This is a genomic window from Streptomyces sp. NPDC001770 (assembly GCF_053596135.1).
Genome location: NZ_JBSFFN010000043.1, coordinates 17757 through 42799, shown reverse-complemented (window position 1 = coordinate 42799; position 25043 = coordinate 17757). Strand labels below are relative to the sequence as shown.

Below are 25043 nucleotides of genomic sequence, written 5' to 3'. Positions count from 1 at the left end.
GTCCGATGGGCCTGATCCTTCGGTAGATCGACAAGTCGAGACAGAAGGTAAAGAAGAGGTCAAGGAATCCCTTCTGTGGACGTTACCGAACGCACCCCGGAACGGGTGGCGCCCACGAGCGGGCTGGCGTCCGACCGGGCCGGAAGCCGTCCGGACGGGGGTGCGGGAGGAATGGGCGGACATGGCGACGGAGGGCCGCCGTACCGCCGGGGAAGGGGGAGGGGCGGGGGGACGGGAGCGGCCGGCCGGGAAATATGCCCAGGTGCGGCGACTTCCGGGTCTCCATGTCGATCAATCGCCTCTGGACCGAATGAATTCGGCCAACCCTGGCCCGAACTGAGAGCGACCAGGCAGTCCTGCGCCCCGGCGGCCCTCCGGCTCCCGCCGCCCGTGAAAGACGAAGACCGGTGCCGCCCGCCCGGAGGGGCGGCGGCACCGGTCTTCACCCGTCGAGGGGACGGCCCGGCCCGATCAGCGGGTGGCGGGGCCGCGGCGGAACGCCCAGGCCATGTCCGGCTCGGTCGCGAACCGCATCACCCTGCGCACCGGCGGGGTGCACAGCAGCGTCACGGCCCCGGCCGCGACGACGGAGACGACGACCAGCCCCGCGGGGCCGGAGAGCCACGCGTTGTCGTCGATCAGCCCCGCGTACTCGGCGCCCCTGATCAGGAAGCCGTGCAGGAGGTATCCGCAGATGGTCCCGGCGCCCAGCGCCGTGAACCAGGTCGTCCGGGACGGTACCCAGGACAGGAAGCCGACGGTGAGCAGCAGGGCGCAGCCGAACATCAGCAGCGTCATCACCACCCCGGACCACCAGGGGGCGCCCAGCTCCTGGGCGCTGTCGCTGCGGTAGAACCAGCCGAGCTGCATGTGCGGGGCCACCGCGTACGCGAACCCGAGCGCCCCGGCGAACAGCGGCAGCGAGAGCAGCCGCACCTGGCGCCGGCGCACCCACGCGAAGTGCTCGGGCCGGGCCATGACGCCCAGGACGAAGAACGGCAGGAACTGCAGGACGCGCTGGAGGTCCAGATCGTCCCCGATGCCGGGGCAGACCGAGGCGAGCGCGGCCACGGCGAGGGCGACCGGGAGCGGGTGGCGGAGTGTCCGCCAGAGCGGGGTGGTCAGCCGCCAGATCAGCAGGGCGGCCAGGAACCAGGTGAGGAAGAGCGGGTCGAGCAGGGTGATCGGCGCGTGCGGCTCTCCGCCCGCGTACCGCCTGAACAGCGAATAGGCCGTCTCGAAGACCACGTAAGGGACCGCGACCCCGGTGACGAGCCGCTTCATCCGGGCCGGGCTCGCGTCGAACGACCGGGAGAAGTAGCCGGAGACGAGGATGAACGCGGGCATGTGGAACGTATAGATGATCATGTACAGCGTGCGGGCAGCCCGGCTGTCGCCCATCACCGGTTCCCAGGCGTGCGCCACGGCGACGAGCACGATGGCCAGATACTTCACGTTGTCGAAGTACGGATCGCGCTTCTTGGCCGCCGAGGCGGTCCCCCGCGAGGACGGCGAGGCCGCCGGGGGAGTCCCGGGCGTGGTCGCCGGGGGAGCCTCGGTCGCGGTCGCCGCGGATCTCTGTCCGGGCTCCGGGTCCAGGGTCTCCGGCGGGAGCGCCGTCCTCTGTGTACGGCTCGGAGCAGGAAGCATTCGAAAAACCTAAGCCTGTCTTTCGCTTTTCGTGAAGCGCGTCGGAAGCCTCGCGCCTGCCCGGCAATTCGACGCCGAAACTACTGAGTTATGTCCGCTATGCCGGTTGAATTACCGACTAAATCGGGCAAATCGCACGGAGATTGAGGGGCGTGAATTGCCGCACTCTCCTTGGTTCGTGATCTCCGGCACCCTCCCGCGATCCATCGCTCCACGAAATGCGCGTGGCCCGTGGGGAGGGAGTGAATTCTTTCCGAAGGCGCCGGAACCGGTTCTCCCGGCGGGGCGTGGCGGGGCCGGGGTCGCCGTACGGCGCTCCTGTGCGGCCCGGACGGGGGTGGAGCCCCCTCGGGGGCCCGGGGGCTGTCGGCTCCGCGGGCCCCGACGCCTCCACACAAATGGCGAGAATCAGCCAGGTCGCTCCGTCACCCGGCGGCGCCTCCACGGGAGTTGATGGCACGATGGAGTGAACGGAGGGCGCGCGACGGAGCACGCCCCCGGGCCGGCAAGGCGGACCGACCTAGGGTGTGAGCAGTCGTGGCCATTTCACTGTCTGTGGTGCTGATGTTGGCGATCATCCTGGTGGTGCTGATCCGCGGCGGATCCATCAAGGCCGGGCCGGCGATCGTCGCGATCCTCTTCGGGTTCTTCCTGGCATCGACGGGCATGGCGCCCGCGATCAACAGGTTCATGAACTCCATAGCCGACACGATCAACCAGATCAGCTTCTGAGCCGTGAGCGGTCCGCCGCTCGTCCCGCGCTCGAAGACCGCCGCGCCGCCGACCGCCGTCCCCACGGCCGGCGGCGCGGCGCGAGCGCGTACCGGGACCGCCCCGCGAGTACGGCAGGGGTCCGGATGCGACGGAGACCCGGATACGACGAAGGCCCGGTGCGGCGTCCGTGGGATCACGGGACGCGGCACCGGGCCTTCGTCATGGAGCGGGCGACGGGAATCGAACCCGCGTAGCTAGTTTGGAAGACTAGGGCTCTACCATTGAGCTACGCCCGCACAACCGCACCGGTGCCGCGAACGGCCCCGGGTACGAAGAGCATCGTAGCGGGTCGGAGCCGGTGCACGCACACCCGTATCCGGGGGCGCACCGGGGACCGAGCCGCCGGACCCGCGCCGCGCGCCCCGCCTCCTGCCGTAGGCCGGGACGGGCCATCTGCCGCAGGGCCGCCGGAAAGCGGCGGATGGGCGTCCTTTCTGCATGTACCCTCTGTGTCGCACCGACGGGGTGTGGCGCAGCTTGGTAGCGCGTCCGCTTTGGGAGCGGAAGGTCGTCGGTTCGAATCCGGCCACCCCGACCACCAGGAAGATCGCATTGGGGGAGTCCTCCCCCTTGCCGTTACTATGCAAATTGCGTGCCCGTGTGTCTGATGAGCCGGGCCGATCCGCGAAGCCGCCGACAGGCGGCGGGCGGGACCCCCCGAAGTCAGCCACCAAGGAGACCGAACCGTGAAGAGCGCCGTGGAGACCCTGAACCCGACCCGGGTTCGGCTCAGCATCGAGGTGCCCTTCGAGGAGCTCAAGGACAGCCTCGACGCGGCGTACAAGAAGATCAACCAGCAGGTCACGGTGAAGGGCTTCCGCAAGGGCAAGATCCCGGCCCGCGTCATCGACCAGCGGTTCGGCCGCGGTGCGGTTCTGGAGGAGGCCGTCAACGACGCCCTCCCGAAGTTCTACACCGAGGCGGTCAACGAGGGTGAGCTGAACGTTCTCGGCCAGCCCGACGTCGACATCACCGAGCTGAAGGACGGCGAGCTGCTCTCCTTCACCGCCGAGGTGGACGTGCGCCCCGAGATCGAGATCCCGGACTACTCCGGCATCGAGGTCACCGTGGACGCCCTCGAGGTCACCGACGAGGACATCGAGAAGGCCGTGGAGCAGCTCCGCGAGCGCTTCGCCTCCACCAACCCGGTCGAGCGCGCCGCCGCCGAGGGCGACGTCGTGACGATCGACCTGCAGGCCAAGGTCGACGGCGAGGTCCTGGAGGACGGCGTGGCCGACGGTGTCTCGTACACCATCGGTTCCGGCGAGCTCCTCGACGGCATCGACGAGGCCGTCAAGGGCCTGGAGGCCGGTGGCGAGGCCACCTTCACCTCCGAGCTGAAGGGCGGCTCGGCCGAGGGCAAGGAAGCGGAGGTCACCGTCAAGGTCACCGCCGTCGCCGCCCGCGAACTGCCCGAGCTGGACGACGAGTTCGCCCAGATGGCGAGCGAGTTCGACACGCTGGAGGAGCTGCGCGCCGACAGCCGCAAGCGCCTGGAGAACACCAAGCAGTACGACCAGGCCACCCAGGCCCAGGAGCGCGTCCTCGAGGAGCTGCTGAAGCTCGCCGAGGTCCCGATCCCGGAGAAGCTGCTCGCGGACGAGATCAACACCCGCAAGCACAACCTGGAGCACCACCAGCTCGGCCAGATGGGCCTCGACCTGGAGAAGTTCCTGGAGATCCAGGGCAAGACCGTCGAGGAGTTCGAGGCCGAGACCTCGGAGCAGGCCGTCAAGGGCATCAAGACCCAGTTCCTGCTGGACGAGATCGTCAACAAGGAGAAGCTGAACGTCAACCAGGAGGAGCTCACCGAGCACCTCATGCGGCGCGCTGCTTCCTCCGGCATGAGCCCCGACCAGTTCGCCCAGGCCGTCGTCGAGGGTGGCCAGGTGCCGATGCTCGTCGGCGAGGTCGCCCGCGGCAAGGCGCTCGCGCTGGTCGTCGAGGCCGCGAAGGTCACCGACACCAACGGTGAGATCGTCGACCTGGAAGACGACGAGGAGGAGACGGCCGAGGCCGCCACCGCCGACTCCGACGAGGCTGCGGCCGAGGAGAAGACGGAGGCCTGAGCCTCCCCCTGATCCGCACGACGGGCCCCGGACGCTTCACGCTGTCCGGGGCCCGTCGTCGTACCCGCCGCGGCCGGTACGACGACGGGCGGCGCCCACACCCCCGGGAGGCGCCGTCCCGCACCCCCCGGAGGCCCGGCCCGCACCGGGGGCCCGTAGGCTCCCGGGAGGGGGTCCGCGGGCCGCTCCGGCGCATCCGCGACGAACCCTCAGAACCCTTGTGCGCACTGCGTACCTTGCGCTCCCAGCGAACAGTTGTGGAAGCGGGATGGTCTTGTTCAACCTGCGCGTTAGGGTCCATGAAGAGGAAGGGTCGGGGAGTCCCGGCCCACCCGGTACGAAGACGCTGAGACGGCCGGAGCCGTCAGAGACGAGCAGGTGGATACGTGACGAATCTGATGCCCTACGCCGCCGGAGAGCCGTCCCTCGGTGGTGGCCTCGGCGACCAGGTCTACAGCCGACTGCTCGGCGAGCGCATCATCTTCCTCGGTCAGCAGGTCGACGATGACATCGCCAACAAGATCACCGCACAGCTGCTGCTCCTTGCCGCCGACCCGGACAAGGACATCTACCTCTACATCAACAGCCCCGGTGGCTCCGTGACGGCCGGTATGGCCGTCTACGACACCATGCAGTACATCCCGAACGACGTCGTCACCATCGGCATGGGCATGGCGGCCTCGATGGGCCAGTTCCTGCTCACCGGCGGCGCCGCGGGCAAGCGCTTCGCGCTCCCCAACACCGACATCCTCATGCACCAGGGTTCGGCCGGCATCGGCGGTACCGCCTCGGACATCAAGATCCAGGCCGAGTACCTGCTCCGCACCAAGACGCGGATGGCGGAGATCACCGCCCACCACTCCGGCCAGACCGTGGAGACGATCATCCGCGACGGCGACCGCGACCGCTGGTACACCGCGGAGGAGGCCAAGGACTACGGCCTCATCGACGAGATCATCACGTTCGCGTCGGGCATCCCGGGCGGCGGCGGCACCGGCGCCTGATCCGGCTCACCCCGGACGGCCCCGCTTCCGCACACACCTCTCGTACGCCAAGAACGTGCGCCGAGAAACCAGCCCACAGAACGCCACCAGGATGGTGAACACCCACATGAACAACTTCCCCGGCGCCTCCGCGAGCGGCCTCTACACCGGCCCGCAGGTGGACAACCGCTACATCGTGCCGCGCTTCGTGGAGCGCACCTCGCAGGGCGTGCGCGAGTACGACCCGTACGCGAAGCTCTTCGAGGAGCGCATCATCTTCCTCGGCGTGCAGATCGACGACGCCTCGGCCAACGACGTCATGGCGCAGCTGATGTGCCTGGAGTCGATGGACCCGGACCGCGACATCTCGATCTACATCAACAGCCCCGGCGGCTCGTTCACCGCGCTCACCGCGATCTACGACACGATGCAGTTCGTGAAGCCGGACATCCAGACGGTCTGCATGGGCCAGGCGGCCTCCGCCGCCGCCGTCCTGCTGGCCGCCGGCACCCCCGGCAAGCGCATGGCGCTCCCGCACGCCCGGGTGCTCATCCACCAGCCGTCCTCGCAGACCGGCCGTGAGCAGCTCTCCGACCTGGAGATCGCCGCCAACGAGATCCTGCGCATGCGCACCCAGCTGGAGCAGATGCTGGCCAAGCACTCGACGACCCCGCTGGAGAAGATCAGCGAGGACATCGAGCGCGACAAGATCCTTACCGCCGAGGAGGCTCTGGCGTACGGTCTGGTGGACCAGATCGTCTCCACCCGTAAGACCTCGGCCGGAGCCCAGGTCTGACGTCGGTCTTTTCCCCTTGGCACGCACATCCGACCGGTCTCCGGCCGTGTGAACCGTGCCAAGGGGGGCCCGAACGGGGGCCCAGGCAAGGTACCGTCGAAGAGAGGCACCAGGAGTCGCTGAACCAGGCGTCTCCCAGGCGAAGGGGAAGCACCTCGTGGCACGCATCGGTGATGGCGGCGACCTGCTCAAGTGCTCGTTCTGCGGAAAGAGCCAGAAGCAGGTGAAGAAGCTCATCGCGGGACCCGGTGTGTACATCTGCGACGAGTGCATCGATCTCTGCAACGAGATCATCGAGGAGGAGCTCGCCGAGACCTCGGAAGTGCGCTGGGAAGAACTTCCCAAGCCGCGCGAGATCTACGAGTTCCTGGAGGGGTACGTCGTCGGGCAGGAGCCCGCGAAGAAGGCCCTCTCCGTCGCGGTGTACAACCACTACAAGCGGGTCCAGGCCGGGGAGAACGGCGGTGGCTCCGGTCGCGAGGACGCGATCGAGCTGGCCAAGTCGAACATCCTCCTGCTGGGCCCCACGGGCTCCGGCAAGACGCTGCTGGCGCAGACGCTGGCCCGCATGCTCAACGTCCCGTTCGCCATCGCCGACGCGACGGCGCTGACGGAGGCCGGCTATGTCGGCGAGGACGTCGAGAACATCCTGCTCAAGCTGATCCAGGCGGCCGACTACGACGTCAAGAAGGCCGAGACCGGGATCATCTACATCGACGAGATCGACAAGGTCGCCCGCAAGAGCGAGAACCCGTCGATCACGCGCGACGTCTCGGGTGAGGGTGTGCAGCAGGCGCTGCTGAAGATCCTGGAGGGCACCACGGCCTCCGTTCCGCCGCAGGGCGGCCGCAAGCACCCGCATCAGGAGTTCATCCAGATCGACACGACGAACGTCCTGTTCATCGTGGGCGGCGCCTTCTCCGGACTGGAGAAGATCATCGAGTCCCGGTCCGGTGCCAAGGGCATCGGCTTCGGCGCGACGATCCGGTCCAAGCTGGAGATCCAGGCGAGTGACCAGTTCCAGGAGGTCATGCCGGAGGACCTGGTCAAGTTCGGCATGATCCCCGAGTTCATCGGCCGTCTCCCCGTCCTCACCTCGGTCCACAATCTGGACCGCGAGGCGCTGCTCCAGATCCTCATCGAGCCGCGCAACGCCCTGGTGAAGCAGTACCAGCGGCTCTTCGAACTCGACGGTGTGGAGCTGGACTTCGAGCGCGAGGCCCTGGAGGCCATCGCCGACCAGGCGATCCTGCGGCAGACCGGCGCCCGCGGCCTGCGCGCCATCATGGAGGAAGTCCTCCAGTCCGTGATGTACGAGGTCCCGTCCCGCAAGGACGTCGCCCGCGTGGTCATCACCCCGGACGTGGTCCGCAACAACGTGAACCCCACGCTGGTCCCGCGCGAGCCGCGCGCGATCGGCAAGAACGACGGCGGCCGGCACGAGAAGTCCGCGTAACTCCCGCCCGCAGCAACGCCCGAGGGGCCCGTCCGCACCGAATGTGCGAGCGGGCCCCTCGGGCGTCGTGCGGACCGGATCTCTCCGTACCGACTGGATCTCTCCGCGCTGACCGGATCTCTCCGCGCTGATCAGAGCTTGGTGCGGCCGGTGTTGTAGAGCTTCGCCGCGAGGGCCGCAGCCTCGTCCTGGCTCATCGGCTTGTTGGTCATGGCGCCGCCGACGTCGAAGCCGATCACGATGCCCACGGTGCTGTAGTCGGCCCAGACGCAGACCGGCATGGTCATTTCCTTGGGGCCGTTCGCGGCGGTGCCGTCGGCCTTGTCGTTGATCATCTTGGCGTCCTGGCACTTCATCAGGGCGCCCTTGAAACCGGCCGGCTTGACCTCCTTGGGGCTGCCGACCAGCGACCCCCCGTCGGAGCTGCCGAGCTCCGCCTTCTTCGCGGCGCTCGCGAAGGACGCGTCGATGACCTTCGCGGGGTCGTCGATCTCGCCCCAGCTGCCTTCCAGGAGGAGCATCTTCGTGGTGAGCGGGTTCTTCTCCAGGTCGCCGCTCACGTACGTGGTGCTGACCTGGCTGGGGTTCTTGATCCCGATGGCCTCGGCATCGCTCTTGTCCTTGCCGGTCATCGGGGCGCCGGGCTTCGCGTCCGTGGTGTCCTGCTTGTAGTCGTCCACCGAGGCCGGCGGCGTGATCTTGTACCCCTTGGTGGAGTCCGCGACGTCGCTGTTCGACCCCGAGGTCAGCAGGTAGGCACCGCCCGCGACGACGGCCAGAACCACGACGACGGCCGTCACGATCAGGCCGGTCCGCTTCTTCCTGGGCTGCTCGAACGGAGGTACGCCCGGCTGCCCCGGGAAGCCCGGCTGGCCGCTGTAGGGCGGGGTGGGCGGCTGCTGCCCGTAAGGGGGCGTGGGCGGCTGCTGGCCGTAGGGCGGAGTGGGCGGCTGCTGCCCGTACGCTCCGGGCTGCTGACCGTACGGTCCGGGCTGCTGGCCCTGCGGGGAGCCGTAGCCCTGCGCGGGCGGGGCCGGGGGCTGCTGCGGCGGGACACCCTGGGGGGCCTGCTGGGGGTAGCCGTAGCCGGGCTGCCCGCCCTGCGGCTGCTGCCCGTACGGTCCGGGCTGCTGGCCGTACGGACCGGGCTGCTGGCCGTAGGGTCCGGGCTGGCCCTGCGGCGGCGGGCCGCCGTACGGTCCCGGCTGGTCGTTGCTCATGACGCTGTCCCCTCCAGAATGCTTATGCGTTCCGAACATCCTGTCGGAAGCGGCTCCGGAGTAGGACACCCGCAGGCACACCGTTACGGAACAAACCGGTTTCGGGGCACGACTGTGACAGCCCTAAACTGTCTCCGTGACCGAGAACGCAACACATACGCCCGCCAGCAACCCCGAACTGCCGACCCAGTACGCGCCGGCCGAGGTAGAGGGGACGTTGTACGAGCGCTGGGTGGAGCGCGGTTACTTCACGGCGGACGCCACGAGCGAGAAGCCCCCGTACACCATCGTCATCCCGCCGCCGAACGTCACCGGCGCCCTCCACCTCGGCCACGCCTTCCAGGTCACGCTGATGGACGCGCTGACCCGGCGCAAGCGGATGCAGGGCTTCGAGACCCTCTGGCTGCCCGGCATGGACCACGCCGGCATCGCCACCCAGAACAAGGTCGAGCAGCAGCTCGGCGAAGAGGGCAAGTCCCGCCACGACATCGGCCGCGAGGCGTTCACCGAGCGCGTCTGGCAGTGGAAGGAAGAGTACGGCGGCCGCATCCTCGGCCAGCTCCGCCGACTGGGCGCCGGTCTCGACTGGTCGCGCGAGCGGTTCACCATGGACGAGGGCCTCTCCCGCGCCGTCCAGACGATCTTCAAGCGGCTCTACGACGACGAGCTGATCTACCGCGCCGAGCGCATCATCAACTGGTGCCCGCGCTGCCTGACGGCCATCTCGGACATCGAGGTCGACTATCAGGACGACGACGGCGAGCTCGTCTCCCTGAAGTACGGCGAGGGCGACGAGACCCTGGTCGTGGCCACCACCCGGGTCGAGACGATGCTCGGTGACACCGCCGTCGCCGTCCACCCCGACGACGAGCGGTACGCCCACCTCATCGGCAAGCGCATCAGGCTCCCGCTCACCGACCGCACCATCCCGGTCGTCGCGGACACGCACGTCGACCCCGAGTTCGGCACCGGCGCGGTCAAGGTGACCCCGGCGCACGACCCGAACGACTTCGCGATCGGCCAGCGCCACGGCCTGGAGTCGCTCACGGTCATGGACGAGCGCGGCGTCATCACCGTGCCCGGCCCCTTCCAGGGCCTCGACCGCTTCGAGGCGCGCTCCGCCATCGTGGCGGCCCTGCGCGAGCAGGGCCGCGTCGTCGCGGAGAAGCGCCCGTACGTCCACTCCGTGGGCCACTGCTCCCGGTGCAGGACGACCATCGAGCCGCGGCTCTCCCTCCAGTGGTGGGTCAGGGTCGAGACGCTCGCCAAGGCCGCCGGCGACGCGGTCCGTGACGACCGGGTCGCGCTGCACCCCAAGGAGATGGAGAAGCGGTACTTCGACTGGGTCGACAACCTCAACGACTGGTGCATCTCGCGCCAGCTCTGGTGGGGCCACCGCATCCCCGTCTGGTACGGCCCCGAGGGCCAGGTCGTCTGCCTCGGCCCCGACGACGAGGCGCCCACCGGCGAGGGCTGGACGCAGGACGAGGACGTCCTCGACACCTGGTTCTCCTCCGGCCTGTGGCCGTTCTCCACGCTCGGCTGGCCGGAGAAGACCCCGGACCTCGAGAAGTTCTACCCGACCGACGTCCTGCTCACCGGCCACGACATCATCTTCTTCTGGGTCGTCCGGATGATGATGTTCGGCCTCTACGCCATGGACGGCGAGATCCCGTTCAAGACCGTCGCCCTCACCGGCCTGGTCCGCGACGAGTTCGGCAAGAAGATGTCGAAGTCGAACCCGAACGCGGTCGACCCGCTGACCTGGATGGACGCCTACGGCTCCGACGCCGTCCGCTTCACGCTGGCCAACGGCGCCAACCCCGGCGCCGACGTGCCGATCGGCGAGGACTGGGTCAAGGCGTCCCGCAACTTCGCCAACAAGATCTGGAACGCCACCCGCTTCGCCCTGATGAACGGCGCGACGGTCGACGGCCCGCTGCCGGACGCCGCCGCGATGACGGCCACCGACCGCTGGATCCTGTCCCGCCTCGACAAGACCGTCGCCGAAGTCGACCGGTTCTACGAGGAGTACGAGTTCGCCAAGGTCTCCGACGCCCTCTACCACTTCGCGTGGGACGAGGTCTTCGACTGGTACGTCGAACTGTCGAAGACCACGTTCTTCGCGGGCGGCGAGCAGGCCAAGGTCTCCGGCCGGGTCCTCGGCGAGGTCCTCGACGTCACGCTGCGGCTGCTCCACCCGATCGTGCCGTTCGTCACCGAGACGCTCTGGACCACCCTCACCGGTGGCGAGTCCGTCGTCGTCGCCGACTGGCCGAAGGACTCCGGCTTCCGCGACGAGGCGGCCGAGGCCGAGATCCAGCTGGTCCAGCAGGTCGTCACCGAGGTCCGCCGCTTCAAGGGCGACCAGGGCCTCAAGGCCGGCCAGAAGGTCCCGGCCCGGCTGACCCTCGACGGCACGGCGCTGGCCCCGCACGAGGCGGCCATCCGCCAGCTGCTCCGCCTCCAGCCGGCGGAGGAGGGCTTCCACGCCACCGCGACCCTGCCGGTGGCCGGTGCGCAGGTCGCCCTCGACCTCTCCGGAACCATCGACGTCGAGGCCGAGCGCAAGCGCCTCACGAAGGATCTGGGCGCCGCCGAGAAGGAGAAGGCCCAGGCCAATGCCAAGCTCGGCAACGAGGCCTTCCTCGCCAAGGCACCGGACAACGTGGTCGAGAAGATCCACGCCCGGCTCGCCAAGGCGAACGCCGACATCGAGCGGATCACCGCCCAGCTGGCTAACCTGCCGCAGGGCTGATGCCCCGGGCGAGGCCCCCGCACCCCACGACCGGGGCGCGGGGGCCTCGCCGTACCCCGCGTGCACCGGCGGTCCGGCCCCCGGTGCGGGCGCTGCGCGCGATGTCCGCGGCGGTCCGTAGACTGGGGCCCGTGAGTGAGCCCCGCCCTTCAGACCGGCACGACGCGTCAGAGTCCGACGACACCTTCTCGGAGATCGTGGACGAAGCAACCCAGCGCGACCCCGACCTGGCGGTGATCGAGGCCGGGAGCCGCACCCTGCGCACCCAGTCCGGGCCGCCCGTGTCGGACGCGCCCCCGGCCACGCCCGAGGACCCCGAGACCGCCGAGGCGCTGCGCGCGGTGGAGCAGGAGCTGGCCGGGCGCTGGGGTGAGACCAAGCTCGAACCCTCCGTCACCCGGATCGCCGCCCTGATGGACGTGCTCGGCGAGCCGCAGCGCGCCTACCCGTCGATCCACATCACCGGGACGAACGGCAAGACCAGCACGGCCCGCATGATCGAGGCCCTGTTCAACGCCTTCGACCTGCGCACCGGCCGCTACACCTCGCCGCACGTCCAGTCGATCACCGAACGGATCAGCCTGGACGGCACCCCGATCGCCCCCGAGCGGTTCGTGGAGACGTACCAGGACATCAAGCCGTACGTCGAGATGGTCGACGCCCAGCAGCCGTACCGCCTCTCCTTCTTCGAGGTGCTGACGGGCATGGCGTACGCGGCCTTCGCCGACGCGCCGGTCGACGTCGCCGTGGTCGAGGTCGGCATGGGCGGCACCTGGGACGCCACCAACGTGATCGACGGAGACGTCGCCGTCGTCACGCCCATCTCGCTCGACCACACCGACCGGCTCGGCAACACCCCCGCCGAGATCGCCGGGGAGAAGTCCGGGATCATCAAGCAGGGCGCGACGGTCGTGCTGGCCCAGCAGCCGGTGGACGCCGCGCAGGTGATGCTGAAGAAGGCCGTCGAGGCCGACGCGACGGTGGCCCGCGAGGGCATGGAGTTCGGCGTCGTCTCCCGCGAGGTCGCGGTCGGCGGCCAGCTGCTGACGCTGCGCGGACTCGGCGGCCCGGCCTCCGAGTACACCGACATCTTCCTCCCGCTGTACGGCGCCCACCAGGCGCACAACGCGGCGGTGGCGCTCGCCGCGGTCGAGGCGTTCTTCGGCATCGGCGGCGAACAGACCCGCTCGCTCGACATCGACGCGATCCGCACCGCCTTCGCCTCGGTCCGCTCGCCGGGCCGCCTGGAGGTCGTCCGCTCCAGCCCCACCGTCGTCCTGGACGCCGCCCACAACCCGGCCGGCGCCGCGGCCACCGCCGAGGGGCTCTCCGAGGCCTTCAGCTTCTCCCGGCTCATCGGGGTCGTCGGAGCCAGCGACGACAAGGACGTGCGCGGGCTCCTCGAAGCCTTCGAGCCGATCTTCGCCGAGATCGTCGTCACCCAGAACTCCAGCGCCCGGGCGATGGACGCCGACGCCCTCGCCGCCGTCGCGGTCGAGGTCTTCGGCGACGACCGCGTCCAGGTGGAGCCCCGGCTCGACGACGCGCTCGAGGCGGCGATCACCCTCGCCGAGGAAGAAGACGAATACGCGGGCGCCGGCGTGCTGGTGACCGGTTCCGTGATCACGGTCGGCGAGGCCCGGCTGCTCCTGGGAAGGGGCTGACCCCTGTGCGTACCCTCTGCGCGTCGACGCTGATCGGCGAGTTCTTCGTGATCGGCTTCGCCGGGCTCGTCGCGATGAAGTCCGACGACCTGACCACGGCGACCGTCTGGACCGTGTGCGGCATCGGCATGCTGCTCTCCGTGCTGCTCTGCGGCATGCTCGGCCGCCCCGGCGGTGTCGCACTGGGCTGGGCGCTCCAGATCGCCCTGGTGGTGAGCGGCTTCTTCGTCCCGGTGATGTACATCCTCGGCGTCGCCTTCGCCGCTCTGTGGTGGGCGTCGGTGCACTACGGCCGGAAGATCGACGAGGCGAAGGCCCGCTGGGCGGCCATGGAGGCCGAAGCGGCCGCCGGCTGACCCTGCGCTTCCCCCTGAGCTTGACGCAGCGTAACCCCCCACCCGTCGGGCCCCGGGCCTGCCCCTGTAATCTCGCTCTCCCGCACCCCGCCACCCTCAAGGAGCCGCACGACATGACCCAGCGCACCCTCGTTCTCCTCAAGCCGGACGCGGTCCGGCGCGGGCTGATCGGTGAGATCGTCGGCCGCATCGAGCGCAAGGCCGGCTGGCGGATCACCGCCCTGGAGATGCGTACGCTCGACGGGGATACGCTGGAAGCCCACTACGGCGAGCACAAGGGCCGTCCGTTCTACGAGCCGCTCGTGGAGTTCATGGCCTCCGGCCCGGTCGTCGCCCTGGTCGCCGAGGGCGAGCGGGTCATCGAGGGCGTCCGCGCCCTGGCGGGCCCGACCGACCCGATCGCCGCCGCGCCCGGTTCCGTCCGCGGCGACTTCGGGACGATCACCCGGGAGAACCTCATCCACGCCTCGGACTCCGAGGAGTCCGCGGAGCGGGAACTGAAGCTTTTCTTTCCGGGTCTGTCCTGACGGTCGATCGGCCAAACAGCGCTGGTGACCCCGGGCGACCGAAGTAATTCGGTCGCCCTTCGGTATACGTGTACCGATCGCGGGAACGCATCCCACCGACGTAACGTCACCATGGGTGGGACGGGTAGTCGTTCCACCCGGTAAGGCGAATGCCCCTCGCGCTGCGTACGTGCGCCCGGCACTACGATGGAAGCTTCCACACCCGCAGCGCGCCGGATTCGCCGAGCAGAACCAGCCATCATGCTTTCTCGGGAAGGCACCGCCGCATCCTCATGGGGAACAAGGGGAACTCAATGTCGTTCATCGGTCGTGACATGGCTATCGACCTCGGGACTGCCAACACGCTGGTGTACGTCAGGGGGCGCGGCATCGTCCTGAACGAGCCGTCCGTCGTGGCCATCAACACCAACACCGGCGGCATTCTCGCGGTCGGCTCCGAGGCCAAGAAGATGATCGGCCGTACGCCGGGCAACATCGTTGCCGTACGGCCGCTGAAGGACGGCGTCATCGCCGACTTCGAGATCACCGAGCGGATGCTCCGCTACTTCATTCTCAAGATCCACAAGCGCCGCTACCTGGCCCGCCCGCGCGTCGTCGTCTGCGTGCCCTCCGGCATCACCGGGGTCGAGCGCCGCGCCGTCATCGAGGCGTCGACGCAGGCCGGTGCCCGCCAGGTGCACATCATCGAGGAGCCCATGGCGGCGGCCATCGGCTCAGGCCTCCCCGTCCACGAGGCCACCGGCAACATGGTTGTCGACATCGGCGGCGGCACCACCGAGGTCGCGGTGATCTCCCTCGGCGGAATCGTCACTGCCCAGTCGATCCGGGTCGCCGGGGACGAGCTGGACAACGCGATCATCCAGCACATCAAGAAGGAGTACTCCCTCCTCCTCGGTGAGCGCACCGCCGAACAGATCAAGATCACGATCGGTTCCGCGTACGACATGGACAAGGACGAGCACACCGAGATCCGCGGCCGGGACCTCGTCTCCGGACTGCCCAAGACGGTCGTCATCTCGGCCGCCGAGGTCCGCAAGGCCATCGAGGAGCCGGTCAACGCGATCGTCGACGCCGTGAAGACGACGCTCGACAAGTGCCCGCCCGAACTCTCCGGCGACGTGATGGACCGCGGCATCGTCCTCACCGGCGGCGGCGCGCTGCTGCGCGGGCTGGACGAGCGGCTGCGCCGCGAGACGGGCATGCCGATCCACATCGCCGAGGACCCGCTGGACTCGGTGGCGCTCGGATCCGGCAAGTGCGTCGAGGAGTTCGAGGCGCTCCAGCAGGTCCTGGACGCCCAGCCCCGCCGCTGAGCGGTGCGGCCGACAGGCCCCTGACACACCTTCGGTCTGCCGTGCGGGCGCTGCCGCCCCGTACGGCAGATCGTTGATATACAGGCACGAACATTCCTACGAGGAAGGCACGGCCGCCGCACGTGAGGGACACACGAGAGAGCCGGCTGCTCCTGGTGCTGCTGATCGTCATCGCGTTCGCACTGATCACGGTGGACATCCGCGGCGGCGAGGACTCGCCGGTGGACGGCGCCCGGCAGGCCGCCGCGACGGTCTTCGGACCTGTCGAGAACGGCGTGGCGGCGGCGGTGGACCCGGTGGGCAACGCCATCGGAGCCGTCCGGGACTCCGGGGACCGGCACGACAGGATCGCGGCCCTGGAGAAGGAGAACGCGCAGCTCAAGACGGAGCTCGGCAGCGACGCCCGCACCAACAGCCGGGTCCGCCAGCTCGACGCGATCCTCAAGAACGCCGACGCCGGCCAGTACGGCATCAAGGGCGCCCAGGTCATCGCCATAGGAGCGGCCCAGGGCTTCTCCTGGACGATCACCATCGACGCCGGCTCCAAGGACGGCATCGCCCGCGACATGACCGTGCTCAACGGCGAAGGGCTCGTCGGCCGGGTCACCACCGTCGGCCCGAACACCGCGACCGTCCTCCTCGCCAACGACCCGGACTTCACCGTGGGCACCCGGATGGAGAAGACCGACGAGCTCGGCTTCGCCACCGGCCAGGGCACCAGCCCGCTCTCGGTGCAGTTCCTCAACGGCAAGGCCAAGGTGGCGAAGGGCGACCGGCTCGTCACCTTCGGCTCCAGCAAGGGCAAGCCGTTCGTGCCCGGAGTCCCGGTCGGCGAGGTCGTCCGCGTCGACCCGTCCGGCGGCGACCTCACCCGGACCGTCTACGTCAAGCCGTACGTCGGCTTCACCAAGCTCGACATCGTCGGCATCGTCGTGCAGGCCCCCCGCACCGACCCGCGCGACGCGGTCCTGCCGAAGAAGGCCGCCAAGCCGGCCAAGCCGAAGCCCACCCCGACCGTCACCGTGACCGTCCAGCCCAACGGCGACCTCGTCGACGGCAGCGGCAACGTCGTCGGCAACATCCACCAGACGCCCGGCGCGACCGCCTCGGGCGAGGCGGCGGCCGGCGCCACCGACGTCGCCACGCTCCCCGACGCGAACACCGACGCCAACGCAGACACCGACGCCGCCGCCGACCCCGACGGCCAGGCAGACGACCAGGAGTAGGGCTGAACCCCATGCGCTTGAACCGGACGCTCCTCTCCGTCGCCCTCGTCGTGGTCGCCCTCGTGGTCCAGGTATCCGTGCTCGCACGGCTCCAGCTCCCCGGAGCCGTCCCCGACCTCCTGCTGCTCACCGTCCTCGGACTCGCCTTCGTGTACGGGCACGTCAGCGGCGCGCTGATCGGGTTCGGCGCGGGCATCCTCGCCGACCTGGCCCCGCCCGCCGACCACGCCGCCGGGCGCTACGCCCTGGTGCTCTGCGTCATCGGCTACCTCGCGGGGCTGTTCCGGCCGGAGAACGGGCAGCTCAAATCGGCCTTCGGCCCCATGGCGTTCGTCGTCGTGGCCGCCGTCGGCACCACCCTGCTGTACGCGCTGGTGGGCGCCCTCGTCGGCGACACCGCGGCCCGGCACGTCGGCCTCACCAGCCTGGTGTTCACGGCCACCGTCTACGACCTGCTGCTCGCGCCGTTCGTCGTACCGCTGATCATGGGGCTCGCCAGACGCACCGAGAACGACCCGGTCTCCGAGTCGGCCGGCGGCGACGTCTCCGCCGGCTGGCTCTCCTCGGGCACCGGCCTGACGATCGGCAACCAGCGCGGCGGACTCCGCGTCAGGGCCGCCCGCAATCGCGCCGCGCGCGCGGGAAGGATCAAGGGGGTCAAGCGACTGTGAGGCCGGACCAGCACCCGAGCACCACTGACGGGGGCGCACCGTGAGCAACATCCCCGAGACCGGCCGGACCCAGCGCGTCCAGATCCGCCTCGTCGTCATCCAGATCCTCGTCTTCTCCCTCCTCCTGACGCTCGGCGGCCGGCTCTGGTACCTCCAGATCCGCAACGGCCAGGAGTACACCGACGAGGCCAAGAACAACCACGTCCAGCAGGTCGTGCAGCCCGCCGTCCGGGGAGACATCCTCGACGCGCGCGGCGTACCGCTCGCCGACAACGAGACCCGCCTCGTCGTCTCCGCCAGCCGCACCGAGCTGCTGAAGATGAAGGACGACGGCGACGCCGTCCTCACCCGCCTCGCCGACGTCCTCGACATGAAGCCCCAGGACGTCAAGGACAAGGTCCGGCTCTGCGACGCGAAGACCCCCCAGCCCTGCTGGAACGGTTCGCCCTACCAGCCGATCCCGGTCACCGACGAGGCCACCACCCAGCAGGCCCTCCAGATCCGCGAGCGCGCCGAGGACTTCCCCGGCATCACCGCCGAACCCACCGCCGTACGCCGGTACGCGGCCCCCGGCGGCGCCAACACCGCCCAGGTCCTCGGCTACCTCTCCCCGGTCACCGACGAGGAGATCACCAAGGCCCAGGACACCGAGTCGCCGTACCTCCGCTCCGACCAGGTCGGCCGCTCCGGCCTGGAGCGCACGTACGACAAGGAGCTGCGCGGCAAGGCCGGCGTCACCCGCTACGAGGTCGACAACCTCGGCCGGGTCATCGGGCAGGCCGACAACGACCCGGCCGAGCCCGGTTCGAGCATCGTCACGTCGATAGACGCACGGGTGCAGTCCGTCGCCGAGTACGAGCTCGACAAGGCGATGAAGACGGCCCGCAAGGAGTTCGACAAGAACACCAACGAGAACTACAAGGCCGACTCGGGGGCCGTCGTCGTGATGGAGGCCAAGACCGGCCGGGTCGTCGCGATGGCCTCGCTGCCGGACTACGACCCCAACGCCTGGGTCGGCGGGATCTCCGCCAAGGACTACACGAAGCTCACCACCAAGAAGTCCAACTACCCGCTGCTGAACCGCGCGATCCAGGGCCAGGCGGCCCCCGGCTCCATCTTCAAGGTCGTCTCCTCAACGGCGGCGGTCAACGCCGGGTACCCGTTCGACGGCAACTACCCGTGCCCCAGCTCGTACTCCATCGGCGGCCAGACCTTCAAGAACTTCGAGTCCCAGGGCTACGGCTCCATCACCATCGGCCGCGCCCTGGAGGTCTCCTGCGACACCGTCTACTACGGCATCGCGCACAAGGAGTGGCTGAAGGACGGCGGCACCTCGCCGAAGAAGAACCCCGGCGACTGGTTCTACAAGACCGCCCACCAGTTCGGCCTCGGCAAGGAGACCGGCATCGACCTCCCCAACGAGGTCACCGGCCGCGTCCCCGACCGCCAGTGGAAGGAGAACTTCTTCAAGGCCAACAAGGCCTACTGGTGCAAGGACGGCAAGAAGGACGGCACGTACGCCCAGCAGATCGAGTACGAGAACTGCCGCGAAGGCGACAAGATGCGCGCCGGTGACTCCGTCAACTATTCGATCGGGCAGGGCGACACGCTCGTCACCCCGATCCAGATGGCCACCATCTACGCCGCGATCTCCAACGGCGGCACCCTCTACGACCCCACGGTGGGCAAGGCCGTCGTCAGCGGCGACGGACAGACGGTCCAGGAGATCAAGCCCGTCTCGCACGGCAAGCTTCCGTTCACCGGAGACACACGCGACAAAATAGACGAAGCCCTCGCGGGTGTCGCGACCCGGGGCAGCGCCGCCTGGCGGTTCGGCGGCTGGCCCCAGGACAAGATCCCGATGCACGCCAAGACGGGTACCGCCGAGGTCTACGGCAAGCAGACGACCTCGTGGTTCGCCACGTACACCAAGGACTACTCGATCGTCATGACGATCTCCCAGGGTGGTACCGGCTCCGGTGCCTCCGGCCCCGCCGTGCGGAACATCTACAACGCCCTCTACGGCCTCGACGCCGAAGGCAAGCAGGACCTCAAGAAGGCGCTGCTGCCCACGCCGCAGAAGACCCTGCCGAAGATCCAGCCCGACGGCACGATCAACGCTCCGAAGGTCAAGCCGTACGACCCCGACGCCAACAAGCCCCTCGGCGAGGGGCAGCAGGCGCTCGCCGCGACACTCGGGAGGCGGGACTGATGGCCGGTGGCTTCTCCGTCTCCGGGTACGGCCCCGAGCGGTCCTCCTGGGCCTGGCTCACCGCACGCGACTCGGTCGTGCGGCGGCTCGACTGGCCGCTGCTCGGCTCGGCGCTCGCGCTCTCCTTCATCGGGTCGATGCTCGTCTACTCGGCGACCCGGGGACGCGACGGCCTCACCCACGGCGACCCGTACTACTTCCTCTTCCGCCACGCCCTCAACACCGGCATCGGCTTCGGCCTGATGATCGGCACGATCTGGCTCGGCCACCGCACCCTGCGCGGCGCCGTACCGATCCTCTACGCGCTCTCCGTCGTCCTGGTGCTGGCGGTCCTCAGCCCGCTCGGTGCCACCGTCAACGGCGCGCACGCCTGGATCATCATCGGCGGCGGATTCTCGCTCCAGCCCTCCGAGTTCACCAAGATCACCATCATCCTCGGCATGGCGATGCTGCTCGCCGCCCGCGTCGACGCCGGTGACCAGCTCCACCCCGACCACCGGACCGTCGCCAAGGCCCTCGGGGTCGCCGCGATCCCGATGGGCATCGTCATGCTCATGCCCGACCTGGGCTCGGTGATGGTGATGGCCTTCATCGTCCTCGGCGTGCTGCTCGCCTCCGGCGCCCCCAACCGCTGGGTCTTCGGACTCCTCGGCGCGGGCGCCCTCGGCGCGGTCTCGGTCTGGCAGCTCGGGCTCCTGGACGACTACCAGATCGCCCGGTTCGCCGCCTTCGCCAACCCCGCCCTGGACCCGGCGGGCGTCGGCTACAACACCAACCAGGCGCGCATCGCGATCGGTTCCGGCGGCCTCACCGGCACCGGGCTCTTCCACGGCACCCAGACCACCGGCCAGTTCGTCCCCGAGCAGCAGACCGACTTCGTCTTCACGGTCGCAGGCGAGGAGCTGGGCTTCGTGGGTGCCGGGCTGATCATCGTCCTCCTCGGCGTCGTCCTCTGGCGTGCCTGCCGCATCGCCCGCGAGACCACCGAGCTGTACGGCACGATCGTGGCCGCCGGGATCATCGCCTGGTTCGCCTTCCAGGCGTTCGAGAACATCGGGATGACCCTCGGCATCATGCCGGTCGCCGGTCTGCCGCTGCCCTTCGTCTCGTACGGGGGTTCGTCGATGTTCGCCGTCTGGGTGGCGATCGGGCTGCTCCAGTCGATCCGGGTGCAGCGGCCGATGTCCGCCTGAGCGCCCGCGAGGCTCGTCCGTCCTCCGGCCCGGTGGCAGCAGCCATCGGGCCGGAGTGCTGTCCGGGCCCGTGAAACCAGCGGGCCCCGGCGTTAGATTCGGAACATGGCCGACGTCAAGCGCGAGATCGAGCGGAAGTACGAAACGGCTCCCGGCACCCGGCTGCCCGACCTCACCGGGGTGGCCGGAACGGCCGTGTCCGTGCCCCGCGGGGTCGTGGAACTCGACGCCGTCTACTACGACACCGAGGACTTCCGGCTGGCCGCGGGCTCCGTCACCCTGCGCCGCAGGACCGGCGGGGACGAAGAGGGCTGGCACGTGAAGTTCCCCGTCGCCCCCGGCGTGCGCGACGAGATCCGCGCGCCGCTCGCCGACACCCTGCCCGACGCACTCGCCGGACTGATCCGCTCCCGGGTCCGCGGCCGGCCCGTCGTCCCGGTCGTCCGGCTGCTCTCCTCGCGCGACGTCCACCGCCTCGCCGACGCCGAGGGCCGGCCGCTCGCCGAGCTGAGCGTCGACACGGTCCTCGCCGAGCGGCTCACCGAGCCCGGCGCCGGAGCCACCGCCGGCTGGACCGAGATCGAGGTCGAGCTGGCCGACGACGCCGACCCCGCCTTCCTGGACGCGGTGGAGGAGTGGTTCGCCGGTGCGGGCGTACGCCCCTCCGCGTCCGCCTCCAAGGTGGGCCGCGCGCTCGCCGAGACGGCACCGGGGGAGAAGACCGGGCATCGGGCGCCGCCCGGCGGGGAGCCCGGCACCGCGGGCGAGCAGGTCCTGGCCCACGTACGCCGTCAGACCGAGACGATCGTCACCCTCGACCCGGCGGTCCGCCGCGACCTGCCCGACGCGGTGCACCGGATGCGGGTCGCCACCCGGCGGCTGCGCAGTGCCTTCAAGACGTACCGGAAGGTCCTCGACCGGGCCGTCACCGACCAGCTGGGCTCCGAACTGAAGTGGCTGGCCGCCGAGTTGGGTACCGGCCGGGACCACGAGGTCCTGGAGGAACGACTGTTCGGCCGCGTCGACGGGGTGGAACCCGCCCTGCTGCTGGGGCCCGTACGCGGCAGGCTGGAGCGGTGGGGGGCGGCGGAACGCGCCGGCGCCCGCCGCCGGATCCTCGCGGCGCTCGACAGCGAGCGCCACCTCGCGCTGCTCGACGGCCTGGACGCGCTGCTCGCCGATCCGCCGCTGCTGCCGGCGGCCGGCGAGGACGCCGCCGGGACGCTCGCCCCCGCGGTGCTGAAGGACCACGACCGGCTCGCCGCCCGGGTCCACCACGCCCTGGACCTGCCGCCGGGCCACGACCGCGACCGCGCGATGCACGAGGCCCGCAAGGCGGCCAAGCGCACCCGGTACGCGGCCGAGGTCGCGCGCCCCGCCCTCGGCAAGCCCGCGAAGCGGCTCGCCAAGAGGGTCGAGGCCCTCCAGAGTCTGCTCGGCGACCACCAGGACGGCGTGGTCGCACGCGACGCCCTGCGCGCCATGGCCGTGCACGCCCACGGAGCCGGCGAGTCCGCTTTCACCTGGGGACTTCTGTACGGCCGCGAGGAGGCTGCGGCGGCCCGGCTGGAGGACGAACTGCCGCGGGTCTGGGCCCGCGCGTCCGGGGCACGGCTGCGGGCGGCGCTGAAGAGCTGAGCAGCGGGGTACGCTGGATGGTCACCCCTGCCAGCTCACGAAGGTTCGCGAGATGTCTGCCGAGTCGGTCTTCCCACAGCTCGAAGCTCTGCTCCCGCATGTGCAGAAGCCCATCCAGTACGTCGGCGGTGAGCTGAACTCCACCGTCAAGCCGTGGGACGAATGCGACGTCCGCTGGGCGCTCATGTACCCCGACGCGTACGAGGTCGGTCTGCCCAACCAGGGCGTCATGATCCTCTACGAGGTGCTCAACGAGCGCGAAGGGGTCCTCGCCGAGCGCACGTACAGCGTGTGGCCGGACCTCGAAGAGCTGATGCGCGAGCACAAGGTGCCCCAGTTCACCGTGGACAGCCACCGGCCCGTCGGCGCGTTCGACGTCTTCGGGCTGAGCTTCTCCACCGAGCTCGGCTACACCAACATGCTCACCGCCCTCGACCTGGCGGGCATCCCGCTGGAGTCCAAGGACCGCACGATGGACGACCCGATCGTGCTCGCGGGCGGCCACGCCGCTTTCAACCCCGAGCCCATCGCCGACTTCATCGACTGCGCGGTCATCGGCGACGGCGAGCAGGCCGTCCTGGAGATCACCGAGATCATCCGCGCCTGGAAGGCCGAAGGCCGGCCCGGCGGCCGCGACGAGGTGCTCTTCCGCCTCGCCCGTACCGGCGGCGTCTACGTCCCGCGCTTCTACGACGTCGAGTACCTCCCCGACGGCCGCATCGCCCGTGTCGTGCCCAACAAGTCGGGCGTGCCGTGGCGTGTGTCCAAGCACACGGTCATGGACCTCGACGAGTGGCCCTACCCGAAGCAGCCGCTGGTCCCGCTCGCCGAGACCGTCCACGAGCGGATGTCCGTCGAGATCTTCCGCGGCTGCACCCGCGGCTGCCGTTTCTGCCAGGCCGGCATGATCACGCGCCCCGTGCGGGAGCGAAGCATCACCGGCATCGGCGAGATGGTCGACCGCGGTCTGAAGGCCACCGGCTTCGAGGAGGTCGGCCTGCTCTCGCTCTCCTCCGCCGACCACACCGAGATCGGCGAGATCGCCAAGGGCCTCGCCGACCGGTACACCGAGGACAAGATCGGCCTCTCGCTGCCGTCCACCCGCGTCGACGCGTTCAACGTGGACCTCGCCAACGAGCTGACCCGCAACGGCCGCCGGTCCGGTCTCACCTTCGCCCCCGAGGGCGGCTCCGAGCGCATGCGCAAGGTCATCAACAAGATGGTCTCGGAGGAGGACCTGATCCGCACCGTCGCCACCGCGTACGGCAACGGCTGGCGCCAGGTGAAGCTGTACTTCATGTGCGGCCTGCCCACCGAGACCGACGAGGACGTCCTCCAGATCGGCGACATGGCGGTCAACGTGATCGCCAAGGGCCGCGAGGTGTCCGGCCAGAACGACATCCGCTGCACCGTCTCCATCGGCGGCTTCGTCCCCAAGCCGCACACCCCCTTCCAGTGGGCGCCGCAGCTGAGCGCCGAGGAGACCGACGCGCGGCTCGCCAAGCTGCGTGACAAGATCCGCGGCGACAAGAAGTACGGCCGGTCCATCGGCTTCCGCTACCACGACGGCAAGCCCGGCATCGTCGAGGGCCTGCTCTCGCGCGGTGACCGCCGCGTCGGCTCGGTCATCCGCGCGGTGTACGAGGACGGCGGCCGGTTCGACGGCTGGCGCGAGCACTTCAGCTACGACCGCTGGATGGCCTGCGCCGACAAGACGCTTCCCGGCTTCGGCCTGGACGTCGACTGGTACACCACCCGCGAGCGCACCTACGAGGAGGTCCTGCCCTGGGACCACCTCGACTCCGGCCTGGACAAGGACTGGCTCTGGGAGGACTGGCAGGACTCGCTCGACGAGACCGAGGTCGAGGACTGCCGCTGGACTCCCTGCTTCGACTGCGGCGTCTGCCCCCAGCTCGACCTGGACATCCAGATCGGCCCCACCGGCAAGAAGCTGCTGCCGCTCACCGTGGTGAAGTGACTCTCGCGCCGCTCGGCGTACCAAGCGTGTGACAAAGGCCCGCCCCGGGATCTCCCCGGGGCGGGCCTTCCGCATGATGAACCCCATGGAGAGCGAGAAGGACCCCGACGGCATACCGGCCCCCGGGGTGCCGGGGCAGCGGCCCGGGTACGGCCGGCACCAGGACCCCGTGGGGTACGAACCCGGTGACGGCTGCGTCGTCGAGCTCGTCCGCATCCCGGTCCGGATCATCGCGGTGCTCGTCGTGCTGCCGGTGCGCGTCGCCTGGGACCTGCTCGTCGTCACGGTGCGCGCCTTGGACCGGGCGGTGCTGCGGCCGCTGGGACGTGGCGTCGCCCGGGTGTGGCGCTGCCTGGTCGTTCTACCGGTCGTGTGGGTGTGGACGTACCTGGTGGTTGTTCCGGTCGTGTGGGCGTGGCGCTACTTGGTGGTTGTTCCGGTCGTGTGGGCGTGGCGCTGCCTGGTGGTTGTTCCGGTCGTGTGGGCGTGGCGCTGCCTGGTGGTTGTTCCGGTCGTGTGGGCGTGGCGCTGCCTGGTGGTCGTCCCGGTCGTGTGGCGT

At 69.8% G+C, this 25043-nt stretch carries 18 protein-coding genes, 2 tRNA genes and 1 pseudogene; 18 read left to right on the top strand and 3 right to left on the bottom strand.

Translation table 11 applies throughout. The annotated features are described in order from the left end of the window. Positions 1-471 precede the first annotated feature (471 nt). Positions 472-1650 (bottom strand): acyltransferase family protein, encoded by a 1179-nt coding sequence (locus tag ACWCSV_RS29940; RefSeq protein WP_451147516.1) that lies wholly within the window; start codon positions 1648-1650, stop codon positions 472-474. A gap of 537 nt (positions 1651-2187) precedes the next feature. Here ACWCSV_RS29940 and ACWCSV_RS29935 point away from each other — a divergent pair. Continuing rightward, positions 2188-2382 carry a hypothetical protein gene (locus tag ACWCSV_RS29935; RefSeq protein WP_327175820.1) on the top strand — a complete coding sequence of 65 codons (195 nt, stop codon included), beginning with the start codon at positions 2188-2190 and terminating at the stop codon, positions 2380-2382. A gap of 204 nt (positions 2383-2586) precedes the next feature. Here the strand turns inward: ACWCSV_RS29935 and ACWCSV_RS29930 are convergent. Then, positions 2587-2660 (bottom strand) — tRNA-Gly (locus ACWCSV_RS29930). Positions 2661-2885: 225 nt separating this feature from the next. On the opposite strand from ACWCSV_RS29930, the gene ACWCSV_RS29925 reads away from it, so the two are divergent. From ACWCSV_RS29925 to clpX, 5 genes are all read left to right on the top strand, one after another. Next, positions 2886-2962: transfer RNA gene (locus ACWCSV_RS29925), tRNA-Pro, on the top strand. 148 nt (positions 2963-3110) lie between these two features. After that, a complete protein-coding gene (tig, locus tag ACWCSV_RS29920; RefSeq protein ID WP_451147514.1) occupies positions 3111-4493 on the top strand; it encodes a trigger factor in 1383 nt (460 codons plus the stop codon). 398 nt (positions 4494-4891) lie between these two features. Continuing rightward, entirely contained in the window at positions 4892-5497 is a 606-nt protein-coding gene (locus ACWCSV_RS29915) for an ATP-dependent Clp protease proteolytic subunit (RefSeq protein WP_327179998.1), read from the top strand. A gap of 91 nt (positions 5498-5588) precedes the next feature. Then, positions 5589-6272, top strand: a complete 684-nt coding sequence (locus ACWCSV_RS29910) for an ATP-dependent Clp protease proteolytic subunit (protein ID WP_327175818.1) — start codon at positions 5589-5591, stop codon at positions 6270-6272. A gap of 157 nt (positions 6273-6429) precedes the next feature. Continuing rightward, on the top strand, positions 6430-7728 hold the full coding sequence (gene clpX / locus ACWCSV_RS29905; protein ID WP_386892275.1) for an ATP-dependent Clp protease ATP-binding subunit ClpX: 1299 nt from the start codon (positions 6430-6432) through the stop codon (positions 7726-7728). Positions 7729-7859: 131 nt separating this feature from the next. Here the strand turns inward: clpX and ACWCSV_RS29900 are convergent, their stop codons facing one another. Continuing rightward, positions 7860-8948 (bottom strand): hypothetical protein, encoded by a 1089-nt coding sequence (locus ACWCSV_RS29900; protein ID WP_451147510.1) that lies wholly within the window; start codon positions 8946-8948, stop codon positions 7860-7862. 136 nt (positions 8949-9084) lie between these two features. Here ACWCSV_RS29900 and ACWCSV_RS29895 point away from each other — a divergent pair, with 136 nt between their 5' ends. From ACWCSV_RS29895 to ACWCSV_RS29840, 12 genes and pseudogenes are all read left to right on the top strand, one after another. Beyond that, positions 9085-11706, top strand: coding sequence for a valine--tRNA ligase (locus ACWCSV_RS29895; RefSeq protein WP_451147508.1), 2622 nt, complete (start codon positions 9085-9087; stop codon positions 11704-11706). A gap of 131 nt (positions 11707-11837) precedes the next feature. Continuing rightward, the gene (gene folC, locus ACWCSV_RS29890; RefSeq protein ID WP_451147506.1) at positions 11838-13370 is read left to right on the top strand and encodes a bifunctional tetrahydrofolate synthase/dihydrofolate synthase; all 1533 of its coding nucleotides are present in this window, start codon (positions 11838-11840) and stop codon (positions 13368-13370) included. A 5-nt stretch (positions 13371-13375) separates the two neighbouring features. After that, positions 13376-13726 (top strand): DUF4233 domain-containing protein, encoded by a 351-nt coding sequence (locus ACWCSV_RS29885; protein WP_451147504.1) that lies wholly within the window; start codon positions 13376-13378, stop codon positions 13724-13726. A gap of 113 nt (positions 13727-13839) precedes the next feature. Continuing rightward, positions 13840-14253, top strand: a complete 414-nt coding sequence (ndk, locus tag ACWCSV_RS29880) for a nucleoside-diphosphate kinase (protein ID WP_266704304.1) — start codon at positions 13840-13842, stop codon at positions 14251-14253. A 293-nt stretch (positions 14254-14546) separates the two neighbouring features. Next, complete coding sequence (locus ACWCSV_RS29875; RefSeq protein WP_124268240.1) at positions 14547-15566, top strand: rod shape-determining protein; 1020 nt, start codon at positions 14547-14549, stop codon at positions 15564-15566. Positions 15567-15688: 122 nt separating this feature from the next. Then, the gene (mreC, locus tag ACWCSV_RS29870) at positions 15689-16792 is read left to right on the top strand and encodes a rod shape-determining protein MreC (protein WP_451147502.1); all 1104 of its coding nucleotides are present in this window, start codon (positions 15689-15691) and stop codon (positions 16790-16792) included. 11 nt (positions 16793-16803) lie between these two features. Beyond that, positions 16804-17463, top strand: coding sequence for a rod shape-determining protein MreD (mreD, locus tag ACWCSV_RS29865; protein ID WP_451147500.1), 660 nt, complete (start codon positions 16804-16806; stop codon positions 17461-17463). Between the two features lie 40 nt (positions 17464-17503). Next, positions 17504-19675, top strand: coding sequence for a penicillin-binding protein 2 (gene mrdA / locus ACWCSV_RS29860; RefSeq protein ID WP_451147498.1), 2172 nt, complete (start codon positions 17504-17506; stop codon positions 19673-19675). Beyond that, the gene (gene rodA, locus ACWCSV_RS29855; RefSeq protein WP_451147496.1) at positions 19675-20868 is read left to right on the top strand and encodes a rod shape-determining protein RodA; all 1194 of its coding nucleotides are present in this window, start codon (positions 19675-19677) and stop codon (positions 20866-20868) included. The genes mrdA and rodA overlap by 1 nt, the downstream gene beginning before the upstream one ends. Before the next feature lie 105 nt (positions 20869-20973). Then, the gene (locus ACWCSV_RS29850; protein ID WP_451147494.1) at positions 20974-22506 is read left to right on the top strand and encodes a CYTH and CHAD domain-containing protein; all 1533 of its coding nucleotides are present in this window, start codon (positions 20974-20976) and stop codon (positions 22504-22506) included. 52 nt (positions 22507-22558) lie between these two features. Continuing rightward, positions 22559-24484 (top strand): TIGR03960 family B12-binding radical SAM protein, encoded by a 1926-nt coding sequence (locus ACWCSV_RS29845; RefSeq protein ID WP_386892292.1) that lies wholly within the window; start codon positions 22559-22561, stop codon positions 24482-24484. An 85-nt stretch (positions 24485-24569) separates the two neighbouring features. Beyond that, positions 24570-25043 (top strand): annotated as a pseudogene (locus ACWCSV_RS29840) (hypothetical protein); the annotation flags it as partial.